The following is a 13,233-nucleotide window of genomic DNA, read 5'->3' as shown; positions in this document are numbered from 1 at the left end:
TCGCCCTGGGCATACTCCTTAGCCTTACCCTCATAGATCGATGCCACTACCGTAAAGGAGAGGTAGTAGGCACTGATCAGGATCAAGAGGATGGTAGTCCACCTTACTAAGCCTTTATTCTGCATCAGTATCTTATAAGTATGTAGTGATTATTGATTTCTGAGCTATTTACCTGTAATCGTACCCTCGGAGTCGCACATGACGCCGAGGGGTACTTTTATGGTTGGCAAATGTACTGATTTTATGCCAATTTGCAGTCCGTCCCCTCGCGGTCAATTTATTTTAAGACAAAAGAGGGCTCTACTTGTCCGGTCTATCACCGACGGCGTTTGCCGCCAAGCAGGGTGCCGAAGATTGATCTCGTGATCTCTCTCCCAGCGCTGGAGCCCATGGCACGAGATGCCGACTTAAGCATTCCTCCCAACAGGTCTGCGAGGTCGTCCTGAGGCTTAGCACTCGCCTTTGTTGCCTTGGCACGCCTCTCAGCCTCTGCCCGTTGCTCCTCCTCCAGCTTGTCTTGCTCAGCCCTCTCCTCCAGGTCTTCGTAAGCACTCCTCGGATCGACACTCTCTCGGTAGATACGCTCCAGAGGAGAGCGGCGGATCATCTCCTCCCTCTCTCCATCTGACACCGGTCCGATGAAGGACTGAGGGGGCAGTACGCTTACTCTCTCAGAGATCTCTGGTGCTCCGTGATCATCGAGGAAGCTGACGATCGCCTCTCCTGTGCCCAGCGCCTGGATCGTCTCTGCCATGTCGAAGTCAGGATTGGGGCGGAAGCTGTCTGCTGCCGCCTTCACTCGCTTCATATCGGAGGGGGTGTAGGCTCTCAGGGCATGCAGCACCTTATTCCCCAGCTGTCCCAGCACCTCATCGGGGATGTCCGATGGGGACTGGGAGATGAAGTAGATCCCTACCCCCTTGGAGCGGATCAGCTTGATCACCTGAGTAAGCTTCTCCAGGAGCGGCTTATTGATGTCGTCGAAGAGCAAATGTGCCTCGTCGAAGAAGAATACCAGCGCCGGGTGGTCAGGGTCTCCCACCTCAGGCAGATCGTCGTAGAAGGAGCTCAGAAGCCAGACCAGCAGGCTGCTGTAGAGCCGAGGAGACTTCATCAGCTCCTTCGCCTCCAGGATATTAATCGTCCCCTGCCCTCCCTCGGCGGTAAGCAGATCCTTAGGGTCAAAGTCCGGCATGCCGAATATCCTATCCCCTCCCTGCCGCTCCAGCCTGAGGAGAGAGCGCTGGATAGCTCCGACGGATGCGGTGGAGACGTTGCCGTAGGTAGCGGAGATCTCCTTGCGGTGCTCCGCCAAGTAGCGCAGCATAGCTTGCAGGTCCTTGAGGTCGTAGAGGAGGAGACCATTATCATCCGCCACCCGGAAGGCGATCTCCAGGAGACCACACTGCACGTCATTGAGCTCCAGGATCCGCTCGAGGAGCATCGGTCCTATGCCGGAGATGGTCATACGCATGGGGGTCCCTTGCTCACCGAAAGGATCCCAAAGGCGGACCGGATAGCCCTTCTCCTCATAGCCCTCGCCCCGGAGACCATACTGGTCCACACGCTTAGTGACGGAGGACTTATTACCACCCGGCTGACCCATCCCGGTCAGGTCTCCCTTGGCATCCACCAGGAAGACGGAGCTGCCGAGGTCGCTAAAGGTCTCCGCCAAGGTCTGACAGGTAACGGTCTTACCGGTACCTGTAGCACCGGCAATCAGTCCGTGGCGATTCATCTTCTCCGGCAGGAAGCTCACCAGTCGCTCTCCTGTCCACCCCACATAGGGGATACCTTCTCTTGTCAGCATGGTAATTCAGATGAGTAATGGGTCCTCAGTAGAGACACCATATATATACAAGCTCCGAAGGACGTCGTAAGTGACGTCCATGACAGTGACAAATCTATCAATTTATCCCCAATCAGCCGTACTCTCGAGAGCAAATAGGATGAGAGAGTGGGATTACAATAGTATTTTGGGAATGAAGGTTTTTATATCTTAAGGACAAATAGCTACATTTGTTGCACAGAGAGGTGGAGGCAATCCAGGATCCCCTAGATATGGAGCCGTGGAGGGTCGCTAGTTCTCGCTATTTGACCGAGTCCTCAACCGCAGGAGGACGAGTAACTAACTTTGTGCCGAATATGTATAAGATAGTCAAGAAGGAGCAGATCTCCGAGCGAGTGGCTGCACTGACGATAGAGGCGCCACTGATAGCGCGGTCGAGCCGACCAGGCAACTTCATCATCTTCCGCGTCGGAGAGATGGGTGAGCGGATCCCCGTGACGTGCGCCAATACCTGGCCCGACGAGGGTCTCATAGAGGTGATCATACAAGCGGCCGGCGTGTCGACCTGGAAGATCACCCACCTCGAGGTGGGCGACGAGATCACCGACATCGTCGGTCCCCTCGGCAAGCCGACGGAGATCAAGAAGTACGGCACCGTCGTCTGCATAGGTGGCGGTGTGGGTATCGCGGAGCTCTTCCCCAGCATCAAGGGGATGAAGGAGGCGGGGAACAAGGTGATCGCTATCCTCGGTGCTCGGACTAAGGACCTTATCTTCATGGACGACATGATCGGTGAAGTGGCCGACGAGACGATCGTCATGACGGACGACGGCACAATGGGACAGAAGGGTGTGGTCACCCTCGGACTGGAGCAGGTGATCGAGCGCGAGCCGGTCGATCTGGTTATCTGCGTGGGTCCGGCCATCATGATGAAGTTTGTCGCCCTCACGACGGAGAAGCACAAGATCCCTACCCTGGCGTCTCTCAACTCGATCATGGTCGACGGTACCGGTATGTGCGGTGCCTGCCGCGTCACCGTGGGAGGGGAGACAAAGTTTGTCTGCGTGGATGGACCGGAGTTTGACGCCCATCAGGTAGACTTCGACGAACTGATGATGCGCCTGAGGGCCTTTAAGACCATTGAGGAGCAGAAAAATAGAGAAGCAAACTTAGACTTTAGCAGGAGATGAACGTAGACTACGAACTGGTAAAAGAGCGGCGCAAGGCCGCCTGGCGTGCTGATCTGCGGAATCAGCTGAAGACGAAAGAGCGGATGGCACTCCCACGTGCCGTCATGCCGACCCAGGATGGGAAGGTCCGCGCACACAATAATAAGGAGGTGGCTCTCGGGATCTCCCGAGAGACTGCTATGGCAGAGGCTAAGCGCTGCATCGACTGCGCCAAGCCCACCTGTATGGAGGGCTGTCCGGTAGCGATCAATATTCCTACTTTTATCAAGAATATCGAGCGGGGAGACTTCAAGGAAGCGATCGACGTGATCCACGAGACAAGCTCCCTCCCCGGAGTCTGCGGTCGCGTCTGTCCTCAGGAGAAGCAGTGCGAGGCGAAGTGCATCCACACCAAGAGCGGCGACCCTGCGGTGGCGATCGGCTTCCTGGAGCGCTTTGTCGCCGACTGGGAGCGGGAGCAGATCACCTCCGGCAAGATCCCAGCGACACAGATCTGTGCGGATAAGAAAGGGATCAAGGTGGCTGTCGTCGGCTCCGGCCCTGCCGGTCTCGCCTGCGCCAGCGACCTCGCCAAGATGGGCTACACGGTGACCGTCTTCGAGGCTCTCCACGAGCTGGGCGGGGTGCTGAGGTACGGGATCCCGGAGTTCCGCCTTCCCAATGAGATCGTCGACTTCGAGATCGACAAGTTGAAGAAGATGGGGATCGACTTTAAGACCAATATCATTGTCGGCAAGACCCTATCTTACGAGGATCTAGCAGATCAGGGCTTCAAGGCTATCTTCGTCGGTAGCGGTGCCGGTCTACCCCGATTCATGGGTATCCCGGGAGAGAACTTCATCGGTATTATGTCCAGCAACGAGTACCTGACGCGCGTCAATCTCATGCACGCCAATACCCCCGGAGCAGACACGCCGATCTACCACAGCAAGCGCGTAGCAGTCATCGGTGGCGGCAATACCGCCATGGATGCCGTCCGCACTGCCCTTCGTCTCGGAGCAGAGCACGCGATGATCGTCTACCGCCGGAGCGAGGAGGAGATGCCGGCTCGCCGCGAGGAGATCGAGCATGCCAAGGAGGAGGGTGTGGACTTCATGAACCTCTACAATCCCGTCGAGTACCTCGCCGACGAAAGCGGTCACGTCACTACGATGAGACTCCAACACATGCGCCTCGGAGAGCCTGACGAAGGCGGGCGCCGCCGACCGATACCGATCGAGGGAGACATCATAGACGTGGAGGTGGACGAGGTGATCGTCAGCATCGGCGTCCAGCCCAATCCTATCATCCCGACCCACTTCGAGGGGCTCAAGATCAGCAGCCATGGGACCATCGAGGTGGATGAGGAGAAGCATCAGAGCCAGCTGAGCGACGTCTTTGCCGGCGGGGACATCGTCCGCGGCGGTGCGACCGTGATCCTTGCCATGGGGGACGGACGCACGGCAGCAGCCGGGATGAATACCTACCTAATGGATCAGGAGAGATGAGCCTGCCACCCACACTTCACCATAGATACAGTATAATGAAAAAGATTTCACTCCTTACACTATCACTTGCACTCACCGCACTGAGTCTCCATGCCTGCTCGCAGGACAAGACCTCTGTCTTGCGAGGCACCGACCTCCCGTCCGAGATGGAGGGACAGTATGTCTACCTGTATGATGGGCAGGCAAAGGTCGACTCAGCGCTGGTCAAGGACGGCTCATTCGAGGTGTCGATGCCACAAGAGACATCCACCAAGATATACACCGTCCTGATGGGGAGTAAAGGGATGCCTTTCTTCTCCGAGCCGGGGACCTCGACACTCGTCGTCGACGGAGACAACTTTGCCTACGATCCCGGTTCCACTGAGCTGAATAAGAAGGTAACCACCCTCTACAGCCGCTTCAACGCCCTCTATGGCGACTTCATGGCTGCCAATCAGCAGCTGATGCAGGAGGTGCAGGCCGGTGGCGGGACGATCACCGAGGAGATCTCAGCAAAGGGCGAAAAGCTCTCGGACGACTTCAATACCAAGGTGGCTGCGCTCTCCAGGGAGTACTTTGACGATAATAAGGACAATGCCTTTGGACTCCTCGCCCTCTCCATCTACCCGATGACCGATCCGAAGGGATTTGTCGAGATGTATGAGTCAGCGGGCGAAGCTGTCACCTCCAACGAGGACATGCAAAAGCTCTATGCCATGCAAAAGGGCGAACTGAAGACCGCCTCCGGTAGTCCCTACACCGATGTGACGATGACCGACGAGACGGGCAAGAGCGTGAAGCTCTCCGACTACATGGAGGACGGGAAGTATCTCCTCGTCGATGTATGGGCCTCCTGGTGCGGTCCCTGCCGTGCCGCGATGCCCCACCTGGCGGAGATCGCCAAGAGCCACGCAGGGACGATCAACGTCCTAAGCGTCGGGGGACTGAATGAGACTCCTGAGGCGAACGCCAAGGCTCGAGAGGAGCTCGGGATGACCTGGAGCACCTTCTTCGACAGCAAGTCCTCACTTGCCGATGCTTACGGGGTAAAGAGTATCCCCACCCTGATCCTGATCAGTCCGGAGGGTACTATTGTCCTGAAGACAAATCGACCGGATGAGATTTCCGATAAGATCAGCGAGCTTGGGCTCTGATCCAGGCTCTCTGTCAGACATCACTTGACAATATAACAACATCACACTTATTTATACACAAACATGAACAAACTGACACGCACCGTCGCACTGATCGCCGGGCTTGTACTTGTGGCCGGATGCCAGAGCAGCCCAAAATTCTCGCTTAAGGGAAGCAACCTTCCTGAGGAGCTGGAGGGGAAGTATGTCTATCTCATCCTCGATGAGGACAATAAGGACTCCGTGCAGGTAAGCAACGGCTCCTTTGCCTTCACCTCCGACCAGATCGACACGACCCACCTCTGGTATCTCGTCTCCAAGGACGCCCAGATCCAGGCCCCTATCGTCCGCGAGGAGGGGGACTTCACCCTTACCCGTGGCGAGGATGGGAAGTACACCATAACTGCAGCTGACGAAGCCAACTCACTCAACGCCGTCTACAAGAACTTCACCAAGGAGATGGACGAGGCTCTGACCCCGATCTCTCAGGCATACAGGGCTAAGTATCAGGAGCTCGACAAGGAGGGCGTCGATGCTGAGACTGCTGACAAGCTGCGTGCTGAGATGCAGGAGCTCGACAAGGAGTACGCCGAGGCCAATAACGCCCTCGCCCGTAAGTACTACGAGTCTAATAAGGACAACGTGATCGGTGCCGTAGCTTTCTCTAAGATCCAGATGGAGAGCGATGACGACTTCATCGCTGCCTACGAGTCTGCCTCCGATGTGGTAAAGGCGGATAAGAATCTCAAGAATCAGTACGAAACGATCATTGTCGCTCGTGAGACCTCTGAGGGCAAGCCCTACAAGGGAGACTACGAGATCAGCGACGGCGAGGGTACGACCGTGAAGCTCTCCGACTATATGGAGGAGGGGAAGTACCTGCTGGTTGACTTCTGGGCCTCCTGGTGTGGACCATGCCGCATGGCTATGCCGCACCTTGCCGGCATCGTGAAGGATCACAGCAAGACCATCAACGTCCTCAGCGTAGGTGTCTGGGAGAAAAGTAAGGAGGTCAATGATGCCGCTCGTGAGGAGCTGGGCATCACTTGGAACACTGCCTTCGACAAGGAGAGCCAGTCGACCAAGGAGTACGGCATCCTCGGTATCCCGACACTCCTCCTGATCAATCCCGAGGGCACCATCGTCTACCGTGGTCACAGCCCGCAGGATGTAGACGCTAAGATCAAGGAGCTCGGTCTCTAAGCTGGACCCATTCTCCTAAGAAAAATAGTACATTTGAGGGATCGCTTCTCAGCAGGAGAGGCGATCCCTCTTTTTTTGTATCATGCTAAAGGATTCACTTAATGTCATGAAGAAATACCTCACTTCACTTGCGCTTATGGCACTGCTCTGCGGTTGTCAGAGCAACAGCGAGACCTGCACCGTCACAGGCAGTGAGCTACCGACCGAGCTCGAGGGTGCTATGGTCTATCTCGTCGCCGACCCTATAGGCACCGACTCCACACAGATCACGGCCAACCGCTTCACTCTCCGGTGTAGCACTCCCTCAGACTCGATCCTTGGGATGCTCTCGATTCCTCAGGGCGATATTGAGCTGCCCTTCATCCCGGAGAGCGGCGACTTCACTCTCACCAAGGATCCGAGCGGGACCTACTCCATCACCTCAGAGGATCCGAGCAGTCTCAATGCCGCACTCACATCTTTTACCAAAGAGGTAAATGAGAAAACAAAAGCACTCGCAGCCGAACGGGAGTCGCTTGAGAAACAGCTCCAGCAAGCAAGCGACCCGAAGGAGTCTCGTGAGATCCAAGCTCAGATCGATCAGGTCCGTGTGGAGAGCGCCGGTATCCGCAGCGCCATTGCAGCAAAGTACTACGAGAGCCACCATGATGACCTCGTGGGGGCACTGTTATTTAAGGAGCTAGACTATGCCGATGAGGCGGAGTATGTGGCTCTCTACGATGGAGCTTCTGACCTCGTGCGCAGCGACGCAAAGAATACGGAGCGGTATAGTAAGGCAAAGAATGCGCTGGAGACCTCGGTCGGTAAGCCCTACAAGGGGGGCTTTGAGATCCCGGACGGAGAGGGAGAGAGCGTCAGGCTCAGCGACTATATGGATGGCAAGCGGTATCTGCTGTTAGACTTCTGGGCCTCCTGGTGCGTCTACTGCCGACAGGCCATGCCAGAGCTGAAGCAGCTCTCCGAGGAGCACAGCAAGACGCTCCGCGTGCTGAGCATCGGCGTGCGTGAGAAGTCTAAGGCAGACAACGACCGAGCCAAGGAGAGCCTCGGGATCAGCTGGGAGACGATCTTCGACAAGGACAATGTCTCTTACGATGCTTATGGCGTCCTCGGCATCCCGACCCTGATCCTGATCAGTCCGGAGGGTGAGATCGTCTTCCGCGGCTATCAGCCGGCTAAGCTTATGGAGACAATCACTGAGCTGGATCTGTAATCATGAGGGTAGTAGTCAATGGTCGGACGGTGACCCTCTTCGCCGGTGCCGTCGTGAGAGATGCCGTCCATACCTGGGCAGGCGAGGAGGGAAAGCACCTGAGCGGATGGATCGCAAGGGATGAGAATGGATTTGAGGTGGCACCGGATGGACCACTCGAGGAGGGGATGAGACTGTCTGTAACCCATAGCTAATGAGAAACAATGATTCACTCTAATCGACTAACCCTGATCACCGCTGCACTACTCTCCCTCCTCCTCGGAGGCTGTGGTGTCTCATCGCACCACAAGTCCGGCAACCATGTCCGCATACTGTCGGTCAATGACATGCATGCCGGCATCGAGCGAATGCCGCGCTTCGCCTTCATCGTCGACAGTCTCCGTAAGGAGTACCCCGAGCTCCTGGTGCTCTCAGGAGGAGACAATCAGACCGGCAATCCCTTCAACGACCAGTACGAACCCAAGGGCTGGCCGATGATCGATATGATGAATCGGATCGGCTTCGCCGCCTCTGCGGTGGGTAATCACGAGTTTGACACGGGGCGGGAGGGCTTCGCCTACCTCACAAGCCAAGCCACCTTCCCCTTCCTCTGCGCCAATATGGAGCCGACAGCGGACCTGCCGATCCTCCCGAGGATGACGCTGAGGACGAAGAACGGCTACACCATCGGGATCATCTCACTCCTCTTCATCAATGAGCTCGGCATCCCCGACTCTCATCCCGACAAAGTACGCCCATTTACTTTCCACGAGCCTATGGAGAGCTACGAGCGCCACCTCGGGATGCGGGACAGCGTGGATGTGCTCCTCTTCCTCAATCACTACGGCATCCGCCACGACCAAGCGCTCGCCAAGGCACTACCCACTGGCGTGGTAGACCTGATCATCGGCGGGCACTCGCACACCAAGATAGACAAGGAGTTGTATGAGAATGGGATCCTGATCACTCAGGCCGGCTCTAAGCTCCACTACTGCACGCTGACAGACCTCACTCTCGGTCCCGACCGGCGAGTCATTGCCCGCAGCTCACGTCTCATCCCAATCATCGAGGGTGGCAGTGAGCAGCCCGCCATGAGGGCACTGGTCGACAAGTACTACGCCAATCCTGAGATGCACAAGTCACTCGCCACCACCGAGACAGGACTGATGAGCAAGGAGGAGCTGGGCTACCTGATGACCGATGCCTTCCGTGAGGTGACCGGAGCAGACTTTGCCATCACCAATCCCGGCGGCATCCGCGTCGACTCCATCGCTCCCGGACCGATCTCGATGCTGGACATCTATACGCTGGACCCCTTCTCCAATCAGATGATGACCGTCGAGCTCACTCCGGCGGAGCTGCTCCGGCTCTTCGAGAGCGGCTACGACGAGCTCGACGACCGGCGACCGATCGTACCGTCCGGGCTCCATGTCACCTACGCACTCGGTGCTGACGGGCGACTGGAGGGGATCACGCTCCTGGACGACGCCGACCAGCCGCTCGATCCTGATCGGACATACAAGGTCGCACTCAGCAGCTATGCCGCATCGGTCTACTCCTATGGAGACAAGTCGAGGGTCAGGGACGAGCACCGGACTACCGAGGAGGCGATCATTGACTACCTCAGTCGCCATCTGGTCACCCCGGACTACTCCGAGGAGCACCGGATCACCCTCTTCACGGTGGAGGAGTAAGGGGAATTGTTAATTACAGAATCAATTCTGTAATTCGCCCGATAATCGATACTACGAACTCTTTTTTTTCGCTACATTTACCTCATCAAATAAGAAACCCATTCATTTCCTAACTTTTACAATCTATCTATCATCATGAAAGGATACGCAATGCTAAGGATCGGGGAAGCGGGCTGGATCGAGAAGCCTGTCCCCGAGTGTGGTCCTATGGACGCCATCTGTAAGCCGCTCGCTGTAGCGATCTGCACCAGCGACGTACACACCCTCTGGGAGGGCGCCATAGGCGACCGTCACAATATGATCCTCGGTCACGAGTGCAGTGCAGAGGTGGTCAAGGTGGGCGAGTTGGTCAAGGACTTCAAGCCCGGTGATCGGGTCATCGTACCGGCCATCACTCCCGACTGGAACTCTCTCGAGGCTCAGGCCGGCTACTCTATGCACAGCGGCGGCATGCTGGCAGGATGGAAGTTCTCCAACTTCAAGGACGGTGTCTTCGGCGAGTACTTCCACGTCAATGACGCGGACGGCAACCTGGCACACCTCCCCGAGGGCTTTGACCCCGTCGAGGCGACCCAGCTCAGCGATATGGTGCCGACCGGCTTCCACGCTGTGGAGCTGGCTGATGTACAGTTTGGCGACGTGGTACTGGTGATCGGTATCGGTCCTGTGGGTCTCATGTCCGTTGCCGGCTGCGCCCTCCGCGGAGCCTCCCGGATCATCGCCGTCGGGACCCGCCCCGTCTGCGTCGAGGCTGCCAAGGGCTACGGCGCCACTGACTTCATCAGCTACAAGGACGGCCCCATCGCCGAACAGGTACTCGCCATGACGGACGGCAAGGGTGTGGACAAGATCTGCATGGCCGGCGGTACGGTGGACACCTTCTCAGAGGCTGTCAAGGCACTCAAGCCCGGCGGTAAGATCGGTAACGTCAATTACCTCGGCAAGGGCGACACCATCTCCATCCCCCGCGTCGAGTGGGGTGTCGGTATGGGACACAAGCAGATCAATGGCGGCCTGATGCCCGGCGGTCGTCTCCGTATGGAGAAGCTTGCCCGCCTCGTCTCCTTCGGTCGTCTCGACCTGAAGCCGCTCTGCACCCATGTCTTCGAGGGTTGGGACAAGCTTCCCGAGGCACTCCAGCTTATGCGCGATAAGCCTGCAGACCTGATCAAGCCGATCGTAGTGGTCAATAAGTAACCTACCTAATAGTATAAAGAAGAGAAGGTCTCCATCCGAATCCGGGTGGAGACCTTCTCTTCTTTATAGGTCTACAGCTTACTTGATAGAGGCCTCATAGATACCATCGATAGAGGCACCGATGGTCTTATTGAACTCCTCATCGCTCTGCTGTGCAGAGAGTCCCTCAGCGAGACCGCGAGAGAAGGAAGCAATGATGCCGTGATTCTTAGCCAGCAGCTCATTGGCGTGCTCGCGGCTGTAGCCACCGGAGAGGGCTACGACACGGACGATATTCTTGTGCTCGATGATCTCCTTGTAGAAGTTGTCTACCGTCGGGAGAGTGATCTTGAGCATAACGGGCTCGTCCATCTCGTCGAGATGAGCGAGGATCTCGCGCTTGAGGATCTCCTCAGCCTTAGCCTTATCGGGGCAGTGGATGTCCACCTCGGGCTCGAGGATCGGCATCAGACCGTGAGAGAGGATCTTCTTACCCCACTCAAACTGCTGTGCCACGATAGCCTTGATACCCTCCTCATTGGCCTGCTTGATGACGCTGCGCTCCTTGGTACCGAAGATGTTGTGCTTCACAGCATCCTCGCAGAGGTCGTCGAGACCGGGGAAGTCCTTCATCAGCTGTACGCCGTTCTTCTCCTCGCAGAGGCCCTTGTCGACCTTAAGGAAAGGAACGATGTGGAGGTTGTCCCAGAGGTAGTCCGGGGTCTTCTTACCGTCGATCTCACCGCGCATGGTGCGCTCGAAGAGGATCACACCGATGATCTTATGCTCAGCAAAGCCGGGGCTCTTGATCATACGGGTGCGCATCTCGTGGATGAGCTCAAACATCTCCGTCTCGTTGCTCCAGGCATCCTCGGTCAGACCGTAGGACTTCAGTGCCTTGGGCGTAGAGCCACCACTCTGGTCAAGGGCACCAATAAAGCCCTTGCCGTTCTTCATCTGTTCTAGCTGTTCCTTGTTCATCTCTTTTTACCTTATATAAATTGATTGGAGCTATTATAGTGTCTTGTCACTGTAGGGACTGGTCCCTTTCCATCCTCAAAGATACAAATTTTCTCAGACTCGCGAAGCCATAGTTCCTGAAATCTTTTCGGATGATAGCACTTTTAACCTCTCTTTATAGTCTAAATCGCCCACGCTTCTCATGGTGTGCGATCAGCTGGTCGTACCGATCGACCACCTCACCGACCACATCCTCCCAGGTGCGAGAGATCGTGTGAGGGATCCGCTCCGCCACTCGCTGCCGTCCCTCCACGTCTCGGATCGTCTCTATGATCTTATCCGCATAGACACGCGGATCATTCTGCTTGGCGATGAAGGCGTTGACCCCGTCCTGGAAGGGCGCAGCACAGGTGGTTCCCTCCAGCAAGAGACTGGGCGTATGCATCAGCGCCGCCTCACGGATCACATTGCCATACGTGTCGTAAAGCGAGGGGAAGAGGAAGAGATCCGCCGCCGCATAGTAGGAGAAGAGCTCGGTCCGGTCCTTGATCGTCCCGGGAAATATCGCCCGATCCTGCAGACCTAAGCTCTTAGCCTTATCGATAAACTTCCCACGCGCCACACCACTCCCGAGGGAGTAGAAGAGGAACTTCCTATCCCCCAGCAGGGCGAGACTGTCGAGGATCATCCCGACATTCTTGATCCGGATCTGCTGACCGACGAAGAGGAAGAGCGGCGTTTCGTCGTCCAGTCCCAGCTCCCGACGCTTCCGCTCACGGAGCACAGACCAGTCCTCGCTGACGGTCTCCACGCCATTAGGCACCACAGCGATCTGCCCTCGCTTCTCCCTAAATCCATACTCATGCATCGTCTCCAGGATCGACTCGTCGGTGATCCAGACCTGATCGGCATGGCGGTAAAACTCCATGATCCAGTCCTTAGCCACATCAGAGATAAAGCGACTCTTGGTCGCACCGTAGAAGTCATCCTTATACTTGGAGCGGAAGGAGGCAATGAAGGGGATGTCCCGTCTGCGAGCAATCACACGTCCCATCCGTCCCGTCGTAAAGGGAGCGTGGCAGTGGATGAGATCAAAGGGCAGATGATACACCTCACGTGACGCACGCGTGGGTATAAAGGGCAGTCCCACTGAGTAAGGGGGTCGGGGGGGCACGGGCACCGAGGGGATGCGGGTAATCGGGAAGGGCTCAGGCATCTCCGGCTCTCCCTTAGAGTACGGGACTACGACGTGCACGTCACGCCCCATATTATACATCTGGATCGCATTATTATAGACGACAGTGCCTACCCCATCTACTGCCGGCTGGAAGCTGTCATTGAAAAGCCCGTACATATCTCGCTCTCGTGTGTGATCATTCCGATTACTGCACAAATATACTTATTTGGCACACTCTCGCGCAATCCGAGCG

11 protein-coding genes are annotated in these 13,233 nt (G+C 56.6%); 8 read left to right on the top strand and 3 right to left on the bottom strand.

Going from position 1 to position 13,233, the window contains the following annotated elements:
- Positions 1-316: 316 nt before the first annotated feature.
- A complete protein-coding gene (locus Q0F21_RS02340) occupies positions 317-1,810 on the bottom strand; it encodes a helicase HerA-like domain-containing protein (RefSeq protein ID WP_297237026.1) in 1,494 nt (497 codons plus the stop codon).
- Positions 1,811-2,145: 335 nt separating this feature from the next.
- Between Q0F21_RS02340 and Q0F21_RS02335 the strand changes: the two genes are divergently transcribed.
- The 8 genes from Q0F21_RS02335 to Q0F21_RS02300 all read left to right on the top strand — a co-directional run bounded on the left by Q0F21_RS02335 (position 2,146) and on the right by Q0F21_RS02300 (position 10,864).
- The gene (locus Q0F21_RS02335; RefSeq protein ID WP_297237024.1) at positions 2,146-2,979 is read left to right on the top strand and encodes a sulfide/dihydroorotate dehydrogenase-like FAD/NAD-binding protein; all 834 of its coding nucleotides are present in this window, start codon (positions 2,146-2,148) and stop codon (positions 2,977-2,979) included.
- Complete coding sequence (gene gltA / locus Q0F21_RS02330; RefSeq protein ID WP_297237022.1) at positions 2,976-4,466, top strand: NADPH-dependent glutamate synthase; 1,491 nt, start codon at positions 2,976-2,978, stop codon at positions 4,464-4,466. The genes Q0F21_RS02335 and gltA overlap by 4 nt, the downstream gene beginning before the upstream one ends.
- A gap of 35 nt (positions 4,467-4,501) precedes the next feature.
- Positions 4,502-5,599 (top strand): TlpA disulfide reductase family protein, encoded by a 1,098-nt coding sequence (locus tag Q0F21_RS02325; RefSeq protein ID WP_297237020.1) that lies wholly within the window; start codon positions 4,502-4,504, stop codon positions 5,597-5,599.
- A gap of 63 nt (positions 5,600-5,662) precedes the next feature.
- Positions 5,663-6,781, top strand: coding sequence for a TlpA disulfide reductase family protein (locus Q0F21_RS02320; RefSeq protein WP_297237018.1), 1,119 nt, complete (start codon positions 5,663-5,665; stop codon positions 6,779-6,781).
- Between the two features lie 82 nt (positions 6,782-6,863).
- Positions 6,864-7,994 (top strand): TlpA disulfide reductase family protein, encoded by a 1,131-nt coding sequence (locus Q0F21_RS02315; protein WP_297237016.1) that lies wholly within the window; start codon positions 6,864-6,866, stop codon positions 7,992-7,994.
- Positions 7,995-7,996: 2 nt separating this feature from the next.
- Positions 7,997-8,188 carry a hypothetical protein gene (locus Q0F21_RS02310; protein ID WP_297237015.1) on the top strand — a complete coding sequence of 64 codons (192 nt, stop codon included), beginning with the start codon at positions 7,997-7,999 and terminating at the stop codon, positions 8,186-8,188.
- Between the two features lie 9 nt (positions 8,189-8,197).
- The gene (locus Q0F21_RS02305) at positions 8,198-9,667 is read left to right on the top strand and encodes a bifunctional UDP-sugar hydrolase/5'-nucleotidase (RefSeq protein WP_297237013.1); all 1,470 of its coding nucleotides are present in this window, start codon (positions 8,198-8,200) and stop codon (positions 9,665-9,667) included.
- Between the two features lie 135 nt (positions 9,668-9,802).
- Positions 9,803-10,864, top strand: coding sequence for an NAD(P)-dependent alcohol dehydrogenase (locus Q0F21_RS02300; protein WP_297237012.1), 1,062 nt, complete (start codon positions 9,803-9,805; stop codon positions 10,862-10,864).
- Positions 10,865-10,942: 78 nt separating this feature from the next.
- Here the strand turns inward: Q0F21_RS02300 and Q0F21_RS02295 are convergent, their stop codons facing one another.
- Both Q0F21_RS02295 and Q0F21_RS02290 read right to left on the bottom strand, forming a co-directional pair.
- Positions 10,943-11,824 (bottom strand): fructose bisphosphate aldolase, encoded by an 882-nt coding sequence (locus Q0F21_RS02295; RefSeq protein ID WP_025081786.1) that lies wholly within the window; start codon positions 11,822-11,824, stop codon positions 10,943-10,945.
- Between the two features lie 154 nt (positions 11,825-11,978).
- Positions 11,979-13,157, bottom strand: a complete 1,179-nt coding sequence (locus Q0F21_RS02290) for a glycosyltransferase (RefSeq protein WP_297237010.1) — start codon at positions 13,155-13,157, stop codon at positions 11,979-11,981.
- Positions 13,158-13,233 lie beyond the last annotated feature (76 nt).

It is taken from the genome of uncultured Porphyromonas sp. (assembly GCF_934359325.1).
Taxonomy (GTDB): Bacteria; Bacteroidota; Bacteroidia; order Bacteroidales; family Porphyromonadaceae; genus Porphyromonas_A.
This window is presented reverse-complemented; position numbering and strand designations above follow the sequence as displayed.